Raw genomic sequence first — 14,847 nt, 5'->3', positions numbered from 1 at the left:
TCGGCGTAATATCCCGCAGGTCCAGCTTCAGACGAGGTGATCGTGACCCCATCCTGTTTGCTCGCCGCCTGGTCTGCCCACGAGGCCGAACTGCGGCGCTACCTGCGTCACCGGCTGACCGACCCGGACGAGGCGGATGATCTGGTCCATGATGTCTTCCTCAAGGCCTGCCGGCAGGGCGAAGCCTTCTGCGGGGTGCACAACCCCCGCGCCTGGCTGTTCGAGGTGGCCCGCAACACCTTTCTCGACCACGTCCGGCACGCGCGGCCGATGCAGTCGCTGCCGCCCGATCTCGCGGCGGCCGAGCCCGACGAGGCCATGGTCGATCGTCTCGCCCAATGCCTGCCGCGGGTGCTCTCGGAGCTTTCGCCGGACGACCGCGACGCCGTCAGCCTGTGCGACCTGGGTGGCATGAGCCAGGCGGCCTTTGCCGAGCTGAAGGGCCTGTCGCTGCCCGGCGCCAAGTCGCGGGTGCAGCGGGCCCGCCAGCGCCTGCGCGAGCGTCTGGCCTCCGCCTGCCAGGTGCAGCTCGACGCGCAAGGGCAGGTGTGCTGCTTCGTGCCGCGGCCACCGCTGGATTGATTGCGCGCAACCCTGCATCCTTTTTGGGCCTGCCGCGTCTTCAAGTCAGGAGATCGAGGGATCTCAACCTGCGAGACAGATCATGGATACGCTGCTTTCCTGGACATTTCCCTTGCTGCGGGGCGGGCTGGGCAATCTCGCCGCCTACCTGGCGGCCCATGTGCTGCTATGCCTGCTGCCGGCCTTCTTCATCGCCGGCGCGATGGCAGCGCTGATCCCCAAGGAAACCGTTACCCGCTTCCTGGGGCGGAACTCCCGCAAGGCGGTGTCCTATCCGGCGGCGGCGGCGGCGGGGTCATTGCTGGCGGTGTGTTCCTGCACCATCGTCCCGCTGTTCGCGGGCATCCATAAAAAAGGCGCGGGTCTGGGGCCGGCGATCACCTTCCTGTTCTTCGCGCCGGCGGCCAACATCCTGGCGCTGGTCTACACCGGTGGCATCATCGGCGCCGATCTGGCGCTGGCGCGCTTTGTGCTGTCGCTGGTGTTCGGCATCGGTATCGGGCTGATCATGGCGCTGCTGTTCCGCGCCGACGACGCCGCCCACGACCAGGCCACCGACAGCGCCTTCGGTGTTGCCGGGGCCGAGGGGATGGGGCGCGCCGCGCTGGCCTTCTTGCTGGTATGGATCGCGCTGCTGCTGGCGGGCACCCTGAAGCTGGGCATCTTCACCGCCACCTGGCTCCAGTTCGAGCTGCCCCTGGCTGCGGCGCCGGCCTGGCAGGCGAGCCTCGACCAGCTGGTGCCTTTCGACGCATCGCGGGGCGAGGAGGGTGTCTCGGTGCAGGGCGTGCTGCTCATCGGCCTGCTGGTGGCGATCGGCGTGAGCGCCTGGCGCGGCATCGAGAACATCCAGAACGGCGCCAACCGCTGGACCGGCGTCAGCCTGGTGCTGATCGCCCTCACGCTGTTGCTGGCGGCCTTGTCGATCCAGGCCACGCCCGCCGGGCTGCGTGTCGGCTTTACCGGCAAGTTCGTCGGCGTCGCGCTGGCGCTGGCTGCGCTTTGGCGGATCGCCCGCCGCCACATGTCGGCCGACGATCTGGACGCCTGGCTGTGGGAGTCCTGGCGTTTCGTGAAGCAGATCTTCCCGCTCCTCGTGATGGGGGTGTTCGTCGTCGGGATGATCCGGGTGGTGCTCCGCCCCGAGTGGATCGAATCCCTGGCCGGCGCCAATACCGTGCTGGGCAACCTGGCCGGCGTCGCCTTCGGGGTGTTCATGTACTTCCCGACCCTGGTCGAGGTGCCCATCGCCCGGATGTTCCTCGACCTCGGCATGCACCGGGGGCCGCTGCTGGCCTACCTGATGGCCGACCCGGAGCTCTCGCTGCAGAGCATCCTGATCATCTCGGCCATCATCGGGCGCCGCAAGGCCTGGACCTACGTGGCCCTGGTGGCCCTGTTCAGCACCGTCGCCGGGCTCACCTACGGGGCCTGGATGGATGGCAGCTCGCTGCTCTCGCTGGCCCTGGGGCTGGTGGGTTTCATCGCGGTGCTGGCGGCGCTGCTGTCCCTCGCTGGCCGCCATCGGCCGGTTTCAAGAAAAGGAGTCTGATCATGTTGAACATCAAGGTTCTCGGCCCCGGCTGCGCCAACTGCCGGAAACTCGAAGAGATCGCCCGCGAAGCCGTGGCTTCCCTGGGCGTCGCCGCGGAGATCGACAAGGTCACCGACATGCAGCAGATCATCGACTACGGCGTGCTGAAGACGCCCGGGCTGGTGATCAACGGGAAGCTGGTTTCGTCCGGCCGGATTCCCGCACCCCAGTCGGTGGCCGACTGGATCCGCGCGGCGGGCTGACAGGGCCTCCGGGCCGGCCTGGCTTGTGCCGGCCCGGCGACTTGGGTAGATTGGCGCACACATTTCTGCGCCGGGCTGACTTCGCCCCCGCTCCGGCGGCGGGCGGGTCGGCCTTCAATCATTTTTCCCCGGGCCTGCGGGCGGAGCAGGGCGGGGAGCCCCGTCGAGAGCATGAGAACGAATCTGAAGGTTCCCTTCGCCGAGAAGGACGAAGCCAAGAAGCTGGGTGCCCGCTGGGATGCGGCGCGCAAGCTCTGGTACGTGGAAAACAAGGCCGATCTTTCGGCCTTCGCCCGCTGGTCACCCAGCCCCCACGACGCCTCGGCGCCGGCGCCCGCGGCGGTGCCCCGTTCGTCCGGGCGCAAGATGCAGGCGGAGAGCCTGGTCATCGTCGGCAGCCAGTACCGTCCCCAGTCGCCGGTCTGCGACTGCCCGCCCTGGGAAATCTGCCCCCGCTGCGAAGGCTCGGCGTTTGCACGGCCGGCGGGTGGCAGGGCCCCGGTTTGATCCCGCTCCGAGCGCGCCGCCCATGAACGAACTCATCGCCGAACTCCAGCGGCTCTACTTTCCCCAATGCGCCACCACCACCCTCGCTGCGGCGCTGGCCGCCGAGGGGGAGGCAGCCATGGACCCGGTCGCTGCCGATGGGCGGGTGACCGCCCTGGTGATAAGCCTCGACTGCAGCCTGTGGGCGCAGGCCGCGCACCTTTGCGAGCAGGTCCAGGACGAGCTGGGGCTGCCGGCGCCAGCCGTCTCGGTGTCCGGCGGCTCCGCCTACGGGCTGTGGTTTTCCGTCGCCGAAGCGGTTCCCCGGGCGCGGGCCGTCGCCTTCCTCGAAAGCCTCCGGCGCCGTTACCTGGCGGAGGTGCCGGCGGCCAGGCTCAGCTTCCACCCGCCCGCGCCGCTCTCGCTGGTGCCGGCCTGTCAAGGTGCGGACCGCTGGTCGGCCTATATCGACCCCAGCCTCGGCAGCATGTTCGTGACGGAGCCTTGGCTGGAGATGGCGCCGAGCCCACAAAAGCAGGCCGAGCTGCTGGCGGGGCAGACGCGCATCAAGCCCGCGGACTTCGACGCTGCGCTGGCCCTGCTGCAGGGCGCCGACAGCGCCGGCTCACCGGCCGCCAGCGCACCCTCCGAAGCGCGGGTGAGCGGCCGTCACGACGAGCCCGTGGGCTTCCTGCTCGCCATCATGAACGACGACGCGATCGAGACCCGCCTGCGGATCGAAGCCGCCAAGGCGCTGCTGCCCTACTTCCGCAAACCGGCCGCCTAGCAGCGGTAGTCCGGACGGCGGGATTCGCGCAGGAAGCGCTCCTGCTCGGCGAGGCTGCGCGAGCGGTTCAGCTCGGTCTGCCGGGCGCCGAAGGCGTCGCGCTCCGCGGCGGTGTTGCGGGCGGCTTCGATGGAGCGGATGCAGCGCCAGCGCAGGCCCGTTCGGGTCATGATCTGCCGCATGTTTTCCGGAAGGTGGTAGGTCATGCAGTGGTAGCAATAGATCTTGTTCATCATCCGGGCGTCTCCTGAGTGGAAGGCTGGTCGTCAGCATGCGGACCTCAGGTTGCAAAAGCATGACGCGTGCCTGCGCCACTCGCCCAGGTCGGGTGCCCCGGCGCTGCCATCGATTTGTCACGCTTCGGTCATGGGGGCGGTGCCCTTGGCGGGCCAGACTGATGCGTCAAAAGCCAGAGGTCGGAGCGCCTGCATGCACCACGGTGAGCACGAGCCCCCGGAGCTCGTTGAACTGGAACGTCTGATCAGCGCCTTCGGCGACTCGATGGAGCTGCAGGTGCTGTGCGAGGTGAGCGCCGGCGCCCGCAGCTTTCCGGTCTACGCCATCGCGCTGGGCAACCCGGCGCCCTCGGTGCCGGCGGTGGGCTATTTCGGCGGTGTCCACGGGGTGGAGCGGATCGGTTCGGCGGTGGTGCTGGCCTTCCTGCGCAGCGTGATCATGCGGCTGCGCTGGGACGCGACCCTCCGGCACCAGCTCGAACATCTGCGGATGGTCTTCATGCCGGTGGTGAACCCCGGCGGTCTCGCCCGCGGCACCCGGGCCAACCCCGTGGGCGTCGACCTCATGCGCAACGCGCCGCTGGACGCCCGCGATCCGGTGCCGTTCCTGCTCGGCGGCCAGCGTCTCAGCCCGTGGCTGCCCTGGTACCGGGGCAGCAAGGGCGAAGCCATGCAGCCGGAGAGCAGGGCCCTGTGCCGGGTTGTCGAGAGCGAACTGCTCACCCACGCCTTCAGCATCGCGGTGGATTGCCATTCGGGCTTCGGCGCCCGCGATCGCATCTGGTTTCCCTACGCCAGCACGCGCCTGCCGATCGCCCATTTGCCCGAAATGCACGCCCTGGCCGAGATCCTCGACCAGACGCACCTGCACCACCCCTACGTCTTCGAACCCCAGAGCAGCCAATATCTGACCCACGGCGACCTGTGGGACTATCTGTACCAGCGGGCCTGCCTCGAGCCGGCGTGCATCCATCTGCCCCTGACCCTCGAGATGGGCTCGTGGCTGTGGGTGAAGAAGAACCCCCGCCAGATGCTGTCCCTGCTGGGTTTCTTCAACCCCCTCATCGCCCACCGCCACGCCCGCGTGCTGCGCAGGCACATTCAGTGGCTGGAATTCATCGGCCGTGCGGCCTGCGAGCACCTCGGCTGGGTCCCGACGGGCCCGGAGCGTGCCCGGCACCGGGAGCTTGCGCTGCGGCGCTGGTACGACAGCGGAGGTTTTGCATGACCCACCCGGCAAACGGCGGGAGGGCGGCAGGGGAGGGCGCAGCCCACCTTGGAGGCCCCTGGCTCCTGTTGCGGGGACTCACCCGCGAGGCCGGCCATTGGGGCGAATTCCCGCGTCAGCTCCAGGCGGCCTTGCCCGGTGCGCAGATCCTGACCATCGACCTGCCGGGCAACGGCGTGCTCCACGGCCAGCCGAGCCCGCCTGGCATCGCCGGAATGCTCGCCGCGTGCCGCGCCGAACTCGCCGGGCGCGGTGTGACGGAGCCCGTGCATGTGGTGGCGATGTCTCTCGGCGCGATGGTCGCCGTGGCCTGGGCGCAGGCCCACCCGGCGGAGCTGGCCGGCTGCGTGCTGATCAACGGCAGCCTGCGGGGCATCAGTCCCATCCACCAGCGCCTGCGGCCGGGCAGCTGGCTGCCACTGCTGTCGATGCCGTTCAGGCGGACGGCCCGGGCGCGGGAAGCCGCGATCCTGCGCCTCACCAGCCACCGCGCCCCGCCCGAGGTGCTCGACGAATGGACGAGGCTGGCCGAGCGGCGCCCGGTGTCGACCCGCAACGCCCTGTGCCAGCTGGTGGCCGCGGCCCGCTTCCGGGCCCCGGCCGGCCGGCCCGCGCCACCCATGCTGGTGTTGTGCGGCGGGCGGGATACCCTGGTGTCACCGGAGTGCTCCCTGACCCTGGCGCGGCAGTGGGACCTGCCGGTGCATCTCCACCCCGGCGCCGGCCACGACCTGCCGCTGGACGACGGCCCGTGGGTGGCCGAGCGGATCCGGGAATGGGCCGCCGCGCTGGATTCGACCCATGCCCGTGGGCCCGAAGAGGGCGTGGAGCCCGCAGCCCCGGCCGGCACAGCGCGAAAATGCTGGCCTTGAAGGCGGGCCTGTCGCTAGAATGCGGGCCTCGTGTGCGGACGTGGCGGAATTGGTAGACGCACCAGATTTAGGTTCTGGCGCCCTTGGCGTGAGAGTTCGAGTCTCTCCGTCCGCACCATCGGCAAAAAGCCCTCATGTACGCACCTGTACATCCCCCATCGGGCCCGTTCCGGGCCCTCTGCGACGCTCCGGCGGCATCCCGCCCGCGGGTGACGCGCCCTGCCTGCCCTCCCGATCTCCACCATCGCTGCACAACGCGACGGGTTGAAGCCTGTCCCGCTTATCGCCTGGCGGTCCAGCGCCGCGTCCTTGCCCGAGCGGGCAAGACCTGCGACGGCACAAATAAAAAACCCCCGGCGAGGGGAAGCCGGGGGCCAAAATGCCTTGCTTGCTCAAGGCCCCGCTCAGGGAGGTATCGCGGGAGACGGCTCGTCACCATCTACTCGTTTAGTCCATGGCGCCGGGGAAAAAGTTCCCGCGGCATTTCGTTTCCAGATGTAAGTGCGTGAGACATTCATGAAACCAGTCCAGTCGGCCTTTCCCGCAACCCGCATGCGCCGCATGCGCCGTGACGACTTTTCCCGTCGCCTGATGCGCGAGCATCGCCTTTCGGCGGACGACCTGATCTACCCGGTGTTCGTGCTCGAGGGGGAGAACATCGTCCAGCCCGTGGCCTCGATGCCCGGCGTCAGCCGTACGTCCCTCGACGGCCTGTTGCGGACGGCCGAGGAGGCGGTGGCGCTTGGCGTGCCGGCGCTGGCGCTGTTCCCGGTGGTCGAGGACGGCAAGAAATCCCTCGGCGCCGAGGAAGCCTACAACCCGGACGGCCTCGTGCCGCGGGTCGTCCAGGCGCTCAAGGCGCGCTTTCCCGAACTCGGGGTGATCACCGACATCGCCCTCGACCCCTACACCAGCCACGGCCAGGACGGCCTGATCGACGAGGCTGCCTACGTCCTCAACGACGAGACCCTCGAGGTGCTGGCCAGGCAGGCCCTGTGCCACGCCCAGGCCGGCGCGGACGTGGTCGCGCCCTCCGACATGATGGATGGCCGGGTGGCCCGCATCCGCGCCGAGCTCGACCAGGCCGGACAGATCCACACCCGCATCCTGGCCTATTCGGCCAAGTACGCATCAAGCTTCTACGGCCCCTTCCGCGACGCCGTGGGCTCGGCCGGCAACCTGGGCAAAGGCAACAAATACACCTACCAGATGGACCCGGCCAATTCCGACGAGGCGATCCGCGAAGTGGCGCTCGACATCTCGGAGGGCGCCGACATGTTCATGGTCAAGCCCGGCATGCCTTACCTGGACATCGTCCGGCGGGTCAAGACCGAGCTCGGCGTGCCGACCTACGCCTACCAGGTGAGCGGTGAATACGCGATGCTGAAGGCCGCCGCGGCCAATGGCTGGCTCGACGAAAAAGCCTGTGCAATGGAAGCCCTGCTGGCCTTCAAGCGCGCCGGCGCCGACGGCATCCTCACCTACTTTGCGCTGGACGCCGCGCGCTGGCTGAAGGAAGGCTGACGCGTCCGGATCGGCGAGGGGAGGGCGTCAGCCCTCCGGCAGCAGGGTCCGCGCGCCCTCGAATCGCTCGGCGTAGTAGCGGCTGTCCATGCGGTCCACCCGCACCTTGCCACGGCTGTTGGGGGCGTGGATGAACTTGCCGTCGCCCAGGTAGATGCCCATGTGCGAGTAAGACCGGCCCAGGGTGTTGAAGAACACCAGATCGCCGGGCCGGATGGCGTGGGTGGAGATGGGGCGGGTGCGCTCGGCGATGCCGGCCGCGTTGTAGGGCAGCTTGCGGCCGCTCACCTGCTCGACGATGTAGCTCACCATCCCGCTGCAATCCAGCCCGGCCTCGGGGTTCTTGCCGCCGAAGCGATAGCCGGTGTCGAGCAGGCCCAGGGCATACAGTACGACCTCCTGGGCGTGGTCGTCGCTGGGCAGCGCAAACCACTGGCGGCCCGCCGGTGTGCCGTAATAGGGTTTGCCCGGGTAGGCGCCGGGGCGGGTCGGCGTCTGGCCGCACCCGGCCACCAGCGCCGCGACCAGCAGCAGCGCGGCCCACCGCTCAGGCCGTGAGACGAAAAGTGACCGGGCCATGATTCACCAGTGAAATCGTCATCTCGGCGCCAAACTCGCCGGTCGCCACCGTGGGGTGACGGCTGCGGGCGAGGGCGACGACTTCGTTGAACAAATGCTCCGCTTCGTCGGGGGGCGCCGCCGGCGTGAAGCTGGCGCGGGTGCCCTTGGCGGTGTCGGCAGCGAGGGTGAACTGGGACACCAGCAGCAGCCCGCCGCCGGTGTCGGTGAGGGAGCGGTTCATCTTTCCGTCGGCGTCGGAGAACACCCGGTAGCCGAGCACCCGCTCCACCATTCGCGCCGCGTTGGCCGGCTGATCGCCACGCTCCACTGCCACCAGGGCGAGCAGGCCCGGGCCGATCTCGCCTACGGTCTTGCCTGCCACGGTGACCCGTGCTTCGAGGACACGCTGGATGACGCTGATCATTCGAGGAGCTCGATCTCGCCCGACACATTCACCGTGACCGGGCTGTCGCCGGCCTCGATGGGCGCCGGCGCCGCGTCGGCCGCCATCGCCGCGCGGGCGTAGGCGACCACCGGCCGCGGCGGCTGGGCGTTGCCGGTGTTGACCGCCACCCGCTTGATCTTCCACTTCTTGTGCAGGCTGCCGGCCACCAGCCTGGCGCGGGCCTCGAAGGCCGCCAGCGCGTCGGCGATGGCTTCGTCTTCGACCTTCTTCCAGGTTTCCGGCGACGGTGCGGCGCTGAGCCCGGCCACGGCCATGGTCTGCTGGAGCTTGCCGATGAGTTCCGACAGCGGCGCGGCGTCGCGGCTCTCGAGAGCCAGGATCGAGCGCATGCGCCAGCTCTCGATGCTGCGGCTGTTCTTGCCATACACGGGATAGGTGTTGCTGCCGGCGGTGCGCACCTTGACGGCCGGATAGGCCCGGCCGGCCTGCACGGCCTGGGCGACCACGGCGTTCACCTTGCGGGCGAGTTCGGCCGGGTTGGCGTCGCTCGCTTCGTAATACACCTGGGCACGGAACTGGTCGTTGGGCGCGCTGCGGCTGCTCTCCACCGAGATCTCGGCGGTCGGGAGGGCCGGAGCTGCGCTTTCGGCTGCGTGGAGCGGCGAGGCGAGCAGGCCGAGGGCGCAGGCGACGGGCAACAGGAAGTGTCTTTGCATGGGGCTTTCCATCCTATGGATGTCGGGGTTATAGACCGGATTTCGCCACAGGGCCCGCCGAATTGCAAAGGCCGTCGCCACCGACGCCCCACGCACGGCGCCAGAGTGTGGCCGAAATGCATTGCCCGGCTTGACGCGCCCCTCGCCACCGCGACACGATCACGGGCTTTGCGCCTGCGTGGGGGAAACGTCGATGGGGGGCAATCCGCGCTGGATCGGGGCCGGGCTGGTGGCGTTGTCGGCGCTGTCCTTCGGGGCGATGGCGATCTTCGCCCGCTTCGCCTTTGCCGGCGGCGTCGACGTCACGGCCTTGCTGTTCCTGCGCTTCCTGATCGCCGGCGGCCTGATGGCCGTGGCGATGGTCGTATCGCGGCGCCGGTGGCCGACGGGCCGTAACGCGTTGACCCTGGTGCTGATGGGCGGCGTCGGCTACGTGGCGCAGGCCCTGTGTTTCTTTATGGCGCTCAAGCATGCCTCGGCGGGCCTGGTGGCGCTGCTCTTGTATCTGTATCCCTTTCTGGTGACCCTGCTCGGCGTGCAGTTTGCGGGCGAGCGGCTGACGCCGCTGCGCGTCAGTGCCGTGCTGGCCGCGCTGCTGGGCACGGCGCTGACGATCGGCGCCGGGCTTGCCGGGCGCCCGCTGGGCATCGGCCTGGGCATTGCTGCCGCGCTGATCTACTCGGTGTACATCGTCGTGGGCGGACGGGTGTTGCGGCAGGAAGACCCGTTTGCGGCGGCAACGGTGGTGATGTTGTCGGCCGCCGCTGTGTTCGGGCTGCTGGTGATGGGCGGCGCGCCGCGCTTCCCGGTGACGCCAGCGGGCTGGGCGGCGGTGCTGGCGATCGCGCTGGTGTCCACGGTCATCGCCATGGTGGGCTTCTTTGCCGGCATCAAGCGCCTGGGCGCTGCCGACGCGGCGACCTTGTCGACCCTCGAGCCGGTCGTGACCTTCGTGCTGGCGGCGGTGTTTCTGGATGAGCCGGTGACGCTGTTGCAGACGGCCGGCGGCGCGATCGTGCTGGGGGCGGTGATCGCGCTCGCCCGTGGCGACACGCAGGATCAGGCCAAGGGTTCGACCAGTTCCCGGTAGGCGTGCCAGGTGGCGTGCCCGAGCACCGGCATCACCACCACCAGGCCGATATGGAAGCTGAGGAAGCCGATGACGGTCAGCGTCACGATCAGCGCCGCCCACACCAGCAGCGGCAGCGGGTTGAGCATCAGGGCCTTGAGGCTGGCCAGCATCGAGGTGACGGCGTCCTGGTTGCGGTCGAGCATCAGCGGGATGGAGACCACGCTCACCGCGAAGACGAACATCGCGAAGCCCGCGCCCACGAGGAGGTAGGCCAGCACGAAATCCAGGTTCTCGAGGGACATCACCTGGGACAGGAAGCCATCCAGGCTGGGCATCTCCTGGGTGTAGAACATCGCGAAGACAACCATCGAGGCCCGCGCCCAGATCAGGAACACCACCGTCAGCACGCCGGCGAAGAGGGCGATGTTGCCCAGGTTGCGCCGCCAGACGGTGAGGGTTGGCACGAGCACCCCGGGCAGCCCGCGCTCCCGGCGGCGTGACAGCTCGTACAGCCCCATTGCAAAGAAGGGCGCGACCAGGAAGAAGCCGGTGGTCACGGCCGCGGTGTATTCGTAGGCGTGGGCGAAGACGAAGGTGGTCAGCAGCCCCATGGCGGTGAAACAGAAGCCGTAGAACAGGCTTGCCCGTGCGCAGGCCCGGAAATCGGCCAGGCCCAGGCGTATCCATCGGAAGGGCGCACCGACACCGATCGAGCGGATGTCCGGGAAGGGCTGCGCGGCTTCGGTGCTGCGGTCGTCCGAGGGGGTGTATTGCTGCGCCATGGTCGTCTCCGTTGTTTTTGTGGCCTGGGGCTGGCGCGACGGGGGTCAGTTCTTCATCGCACGCCTGTCATAAAGAGGTGTCCGCGCGCGCAAAGTTCCACAGGGCGTCGAGAACGGCGCCCGGTGCCTCGACCATCATCGCGTGGCCGGCCCCCGGCAGCACGGCCTGACGCACCGACTCGGCACTGCCGAGCGCCTGTGCGAGGGGCGCCAGCGCCTTCACCGGCGTCATGCGGTCGAGCTCGGCGCTGACGAACAGGACCGGGCAACGCACCCGGGCGGCCGACTCGAAGCCCGCCGCGTAGGCGTTGCAGGCACTCATGTCGCGGTGCAGCACGCCGGGCGCCTGGCGTTGCATCAGGCGTTCGTTGAGGGCGGTGAGGTTGATGCCCGGGATGCTGCCGGCGCCAAGCTGGCTGCGTGGCGCGTAGGACCACTGGTTGATCATCCCGTGGGCGCGATCCCGCGCGTTCTGGGTGGCGTCGAGCAGCGGCGCCGCCACCGGCATCGGAAAGGACGCGCCCAGCAGGGCCAGCCGGCTCACCACGTCGGGCGCCCGGGCCGCGGCCTCCAGCGCGATCAGCGAGCCCATGCTGTGACCGGCCAGCATCACCCGCCGGCAGCCGACGCCGGCGACGAGGGCGAGCACCCAGTCGGCGAGGGCTTCGATGCTGGCGAGGGCGGGGCCGTCGGAGCTGCCGTGGCCGGGAAGATCCGGCGCCAGCACGTTCCAGCCGTGGGAGACGAAATAGCGGGTCTGCAGGCTCCAGACGCTGTGGTCATGCCCGGCGCCGTGGATGAAGACCACCGTGGGGCGCTCGGGCGCCAGGGGGCGGCCGCCGGTGTAGCAGTAGCTGCGGTGGCCGGAGAGATCGAGTTTCATCGTGTGTTCCTCAGGCCGTGGCCTTCTGGGCGGCCTGCAGGCCACGGTCCAGGTCGGCGATCAGATCCTTGGCGTTTTCGAGCCCCACCGACAGGCGGATCGTCCCCGGGCCGATGCCGGCAGCGCTCAGGGCCTCGGGGGACATGCGGAAATGGGTGGTGCTGGCCGGATGGATCGCCAGCGACTTGGCGTCGCCCACGTTGGCCAGATGGGAGACGAGGCGCAGGGCTTCGATGAAGGCGCTGCCGGCCTTGCGGCCGCCCTTCAGGCTGAAGCTGAAGACCCCGCCGCAGCCTTTGGGCAGCAGGCGGGCCGCCAGCGCCTTGTCGGGGTGGCCGTCGAGCTCCGGCCACGACACCGCCTCGACGACGGGGTGTTCGACCAGGTGCTGAACCAGCGCCCGGGCGTTGGCCACATGGCGCTCCATGCGCAGGCCGAGGGTCTCGATGCCCTGGAGGATCTGGAAGGCGTTCATCGGCGACAGGCAGGCGCCGAAATCCCGCAGGCCCTCCCGGCGCGCGCGCAGCAGGAAGGCGGCGATCGGCGATTCCTCGGCAAAGTCCATGCCGTGGAAACCCTCGTAGGGCTCGGTGAGGGTCGGGAAGCGCCCGCCGGCGGCCTCCCAGTCGAAGGCGCCGCCGTCCACCAGCAGGCCGCCCACGGCCACCCCGTGGCCGCCGAGGAACTTGGTGGCCGAGTGCATGACGAGGTCGGCCCCCAGGTCGAGCGGACACTGCAGTGCGGGCGTGACCAGGGTTGCGTCCACCAGCAGCGGCACCCGGGCTCCGTGGGCGAGCTCGGCGATGGCCGGCACATCGAGCACCTCGAGGCCCGGATTGCTGATCGCCTCGCCGAACAGCAGGCGGGTTTCCGGGCGGATCGCGGCACGCCAGGCGTCGAGGTCGCGGGGCGCCACGAAGGTGGTCTCGATGCCGAAGCGGGGCAGCGTGTAGGCCAGGAGGTTGTGGGAGCCGCCATACAGCGAGCGCGACGCGACGATGTGCCCGCCGCTGCCCATCAGGGTGGTGATCGCCAGCATCAGGGCCGCCTGGCCGCTGGCGCAGGCGATCGCGCCGACGCCACCGTCGAGGGCCGCGATGCGCTCCTCGAGCACCGCGTTGGTGGGGTTGGAGATGCGGGCATAGACGTGCCCGGCGCGCTCCTGGTTGAACAGCGCCGCGGCGTGGTCGCAGCTCTCGAACACGTGGCTGGTGGTGAAATGGATGGGCGTGGCCCGGGAGTGGTGAAGCGGATCCGGCGTCTGGCCGGCGTGCAGGGCGAGCGTGTCGGCCCCGGCGTTGCGCTGGATGGGCATGCGGAATGAAGGGTCTGGCGAAGTGGAGGAATGGGCCGGATGGCCCCGGGTCAGGCTGGCTCGTCGGGTTCCATCAGGTGCTGGATGATGGCGATCCGGTCCTTGAGCAGCAGCTTGCGTTTCTTGAGCCGGCGGAGCAGCAGATCATCACCGTCCGGCGGGGCCGCGGTGATCTGGGCGATGATCGCGTCGAGATCCCGGTGCTCGGTGGTGAGCACAGCCAGGCGCGAGGCGAGGCTGCTGTATTCGGCCCCGGGCGGGGTGCTGTCATTCATGTCGGATCGGACTCCGAAAGGGAACGGCTGCAGGCTGGATCTATGAGGCTGATATTAGGCCCGGAAAGCGTGAAATACAACGCCATTCGGCCCGGGCGGGGCGTCCCCATCCATCCGGAGGCGATTCCAATTGCACGCGCCAACACGAAAAAAGTAATAAAGGGCTTGCACGCCCAAAAGATTAGCCTTTATAATTTTGGACTTTACTGCATTTCTTTCAGGACTATTACAAGATGGCCAATTCGGCACAAGCCCGTAAGCGCGCCCGTCAAGCAGTCAAGGCCCGCGCCCTCAACATGAGCCTGCGTTCGCGTCTGCGCACCGCCATCAAGGCTGTTCGCAAGGCGGTCGTCGGTGGCGACAAGCAAGTCGCGCAGCAAGTCTTCGTCGCTTCCCAGCGCACGATCGACAGCATCGCTGACAAGAAGATCATCCACAAGAACAAGGCTGCCCGCCACAAGAGCCGTCTGTCCTCCGCCATCAAGGCGATGGGCGCTGCTGCGGCTGCCTGATCTTGACTGGTCGGGCTGGCGTGCCTCGAGGCAGCCGGCCTGGGCAGGACGCAAAGGATTTCGTGATCGCCTGATCCGTAATGTTTTGTGAGTAGCACCAGGGTTGAAAATAATTTTCATTTCAACCTTGACGAAGTGAAAAAGGCAAATTATAATTTGCCTCCTCTTCGGAAATGCCTTGGTGGTGAAATTGGTAGACACGCTATCTTGAGGGGGTAGTGACGCAAGTCGTGCGAGTTCGAGTCTCGCCCAAGGCACCAAAGCTCATGTTCGTTAAACTTCATGAGTTACGATGAAAAAGCCGGCACAAGCCGGCTTTTGTCATTTCTGCGCCCCGATCGCTTCCAGAAACGTCTGCCGCGCCGCGAGCAGCGCCGGTTTCGAGAAATCATCCACCAGATGCAGGCAGTTGCCGTAGAACGCATCGAAGGCCGCGACGACGCGTGCCTCGTCGAGCTGTTTGGCGGTGGCCGTCTCGACGGGCGGGGTCCAGCCTTCCACCGGCTTCAACACGGCGTAGCGGGGGATCAGCCGCTGGCCGCTGCCGTCTTCGGCCGTGGCGGTCATCGGGCCTGTCTTGCTGAAGACCTTGCCTTCGAATTCGAAGCGGGTGCCGAGGGGAATCTGCGTGAATTTCATGGTCGGGTGTTTTCTCCTGGCTCAGCTGCCTGGCAGCTGAATTGAAAGGCTATGTCACCGTTGCCTGTGGAAACACTCCGATAGCGGCGAGGAGCATCTTGTCGGGCGTATCAAGTCGGCGCGTGTCGAGTGCCCGGCGCCAGCCCAGATAGTTCGGGAGGTAGTGCGTGGCAA

19 protein-coding genes, 2 tRNA genes and 1 pseudogene are annotated in these 14,847 nt (G+C 68.4%); 12 read left to right on the top strand and 10 right to left on the bottom strand.

The window, feature by feature from the left end; translation table 11 throughout:
* Positions 1–42 precede the first annotated feature (42 nt).
* The 5 genes from ACE3OU_RS15410 to ACE3OU_RS15390 all read left to right on the top strand — a co-directional run bounded on the left by ACE3OU_RS15410 (position 43) and on the right by ACE3OU_RS15390 (position 3,652).
* Positions 43–582: a sigma-70 family RNA polymerase sigma factor gene (locus ACE3OU_RS15410; protein ID WP_374242435.1), complete on the top strand. Its 540-nt coding sequence runs from the start codon at positions 43–45 to the stop codon at positions 580–582.
* 82 nt (positions 583–664) lie between these two features.
* Positions 665–2,134, top strand: coding sequence for a permease (locus ACE3OU_RS15405; protein WP_374242434.1), 1,470 nt, complete (start codon positions 665–667; stop codon positions 2,132–2,134).
* Positions 2,135–2,136: 2 nt separating this feature from the next.
* Positions 2,137–2,379 carry a thioredoxin family protein gene (locus ACE3OU_RS15400; RefSeq protein ID WP_374242433.1) on the top strand — a complete coding sequence of 81 codons (243 nt, stop codon included), beginning with the start codon at positions 2,137–2,139 and terminating at the stop codon, positions 2,377–2,379.
* Positions 2,380–2,550: 171 nt separating this feature from the next.
* Positions 2,551–2,886 (top strand): DUF5710 domain-containing protein, encoded by a 336-nt coding sequence (locus ACE3OU_RS15395; protein ID WP_374242432.1) that lies wholly within the window; start codon positions 2,551–2,553, stop codon positions 2,884–2,886.
* Positions 2,887–2,908: 22 nt separating this feature from the next.
* A complete protein-coding gene (locus ACE3OU_RS15390) occupies positions 2,909–3,652 on the top strand; it encodes a hypothetical protein (RefSeq protein WP_374242431.1) in 744 nt (247 codons plus the stop codon).
* Here the strand turns inward: ACE3OU_RS15390 and ACE3OU_RS15385 are convergent.
* Positions 3,649–3,888, bottom strand: a complete 240-nt coding sequence (locus ACE3OU_RS15385; RefSeq protein ID WP_374242430.1) for a hypothetical protein — start codon at positions 3,886–3,888, stop codon at positions 3,649–3,651. The genes ACE3OU_RS15390 and ACE3OU_RS15385 overlap by 4 nt on opposite strands.
* A gap of 193 nt (positions 3,889–4,081) precedes the next feature.
* On the opposite strand from ACE3OU_RS15385, the gene ACE3OU_RS15380 reads away from it, so the two are divergent.
* The 4 genes from ACE3OU_RS15380 (at position 4,082) to hemB (ending at position 7,512) form a co-directional block, all read left to right on the top strand.
* Positions 4,082–5,116: a M14 family zinc carboxypeptidase gene (locus tag ACE3OU_RS15380; RefSeq protein ID WP_374242429.1), complete on the top strand. Its 1,035-nt coding sequence runs from the start codon at positions 4,082–4,084 to the stop codon at positions 5,114–5,116.
* Positions 5,113–5,988: an alpha/beta fold hydrolase gene (locus tag ACE3OU_RS15375; protein ID WP_374242428.1), complete on the top strand. Its 876-nt coding sequence runs from the start codon at positions 5,113–5,115 to the stop codon at positions 5,986–5,988. Before ACE3OU_RS15380 ends, ACE3OU_RS15375 begins: the two co-directional genes overlap by 4 nt.
* Before the next feature lie 34 nt (positions 5,989–6,022).
* A tRNA-Leu gene (locus tag ACE3OU_RS15370) sits at positions 6,023–6,106 on the top strand.
* A gap of 398 nt (positions 6,107–6,504) precedes the next feature.
* A complete protein-coding gene (gene hemB / locus ACE3OU_RS15365; protein ID WP_374242427.1) occupies positions 6,505–7,512 on the top strand; it encodes a porphobilinogen synthase in 1,008 nt (335 codons plus the stop codon).
* Positions 7,513–7,539: 27 nt separating this feature from the next.
* Here the strand turns inward: hemB and ACE3OU_RS15360 are convergent, their stop codons facing one another.
* The 3 genes from ACE3OU_RS15360 to ACE3OU_RS15350 are packed head-to-tail and all read right to left on the bottom strand — an operon-like array spanning position 7,540 to position 9,195.
* Positions 7,540–8,091 carry a C40 family peptidase gene (locus ACE3OU_RS15360; RefSeq protein ID WP_374242426.1) on the bottom strand — a complete coding sequence of 184 codons (552 nt, stop codon included), beginning with the start codon at positions 8,089–8,091 and terminating at the stop codon, positions 7,540–7,542.
* Complete coding sequence (dtd, locus tag ACE3OU_RS15355; protein ID WP_374242425.1) at positions 8,060–8,497, bottom strand: D-aminoacyl-tRNA deacylase; 438 nt, start codon at positions 8,495–8,497, stop codon at positions 8,060–8,062. The genes ACE3OU_RS15360 and dtd overlap by 32 nt, the downstream gene beginning before the upstream one ends.
* Entirely contained in the window at positions 8,494–9,195 is a 702-nt protein-coding gene (locus ACE3OU_RS15350) for an SIMPL domain-containing protein (protein ID WP_374242424.1), read from the bottom strand. The genes dtd and ACE3OU_RS15350 overlap by 4 nt, the downstream gene beginning before the upstream one ends.
* Before the next feature lie 193 nt (positions 9,196–9,388).
* Between ACE3OU_RS15350 and ACE3OU_RS15345 the strand changes: the two genes are divergently transcribed.
* A complete protein-coding gene (locus tag ACE3OU_RS15345) occupies positions 9,389–10,285 on the top strand; it encodes a DMT family transporter (RefSeq protein ID WP_374242423.1) in 897 nt (298 codons plus the stop codon).
* Here ACE3OU_RS15345 and ACE3OU_RS15340 read toward each other — a convergent pair.
* From ACE3OU_RS15340 to ACE3OU_RS15325, 4 genes are all read right to left on the bottom strand, one after another.
* Positions 10,255–11,049, bottom strand: coding sequence for a DUF2189 domain-containing protein (locus tag ACE3OU_RS15340; RefSeq protein WP_374242422.1), 795 nt, complete (start codon positions 11,047–11,049; stop codon positions 10,255–10,257). The genes ACE3OU_RS15345 and ACE3OU_RS15340 overlap by 31 nt on opposite strands.
* Positions 11,050–11,116: 67 nt before the next feature.
* Complete coding sequence (locus tag ACE3OU_RS15335) at positions 11,117–11,932, bottom strand: alpha/beta fold hydrolase (protein ID WP_374242421.1); 816 nt, start codon at positions 11,930–11,932, stop codon at positions 11,117–11,119.
* A 10-nt stretch (positions 11,933–11,942) separates the two neighbouring features.
* On the bottom strand, positions 11,943–13,247 hold the full coding sequence (locus ACE3OU_RS15330; RefSeq protein WP_374242420.1) for an O-acetylhomoserine aminocarboxypropyltransferase: 1,305 nt from the start codon (positions 13,245–13,247) through the stop codon (positions 11,943–11,945).
* 50 nt (positions 13,248–13,297) lie between these two features.
* Positions 13,298–13,522 carry a DUF465 domain-containing protein gene (locus ACE3OU_RS15325; protein WP_374242419.1) on the bottom strand — a complete coding sequence of 75 codons (225 nt, stop codon included), beginning with the start codon at positions 13,520–13,522 and terminating at the stop codon, positions 13,298–13,300.
* Between the two features lie 233 nt (positions 13,523–13,755).
* Here ACE3OU_RS15325 and rpsT point away from each other — a divergent pair, with 233 nt between their 5' ends.
* Positions 13,756–14,034 (top strand): 30S ribosomal protein S20, encoded by a 279-nt coding sequence (gene rpsT / locus ACE3OU_RS15320; RefSeq protein WP_141349749.1) that lies wholly within the window; start codon positions 13,756–13,758, stop codon positions 14,032–14,034.
* A 175-nt stretch (positions 14,035–14,209) separates the two neighbouring features.
* Positions 14,210–14,294 (top strand) — tRNA-Leu (locus ACE3OU_RS15315).
* 61 nt (positions 14,295–14,355) lie between these two features.
* On the opposite strand, the gene ACE3OU_RS15310 is transcribed toward ACE3OU_RS15315, so the two are convergent.
* A complete protein-coding gene (locus ACE3OU_RS15310; protein ID WP_374242418.1) occupies positions 14,356–14,673 on the bottom strand; it encodes a hypothetical protein in 318 nt (105 codons plus the stop codon).
* A 49-nt stretch (positions 14,674–14,722) separates the two neighbouring features.
* Positions 14,723–14,847 (bottom strand): annotated as a pseudogene (locus ACE3OU_RS15305) (IS1595 family transposase); the annotation flags it as partial.

This window comes from Zoogloea sp., assembly GCF_041908905.1.
Classification (GTDB): domain Bacteria; phylum Pseudomonadota; class Gammaproteobacteria; order Burkholderiales; family Rhodocyclaceae; genus Zoogloea.
This window is presented reverse-complemented; position numbering and strand designations above follow the sequence as displayed.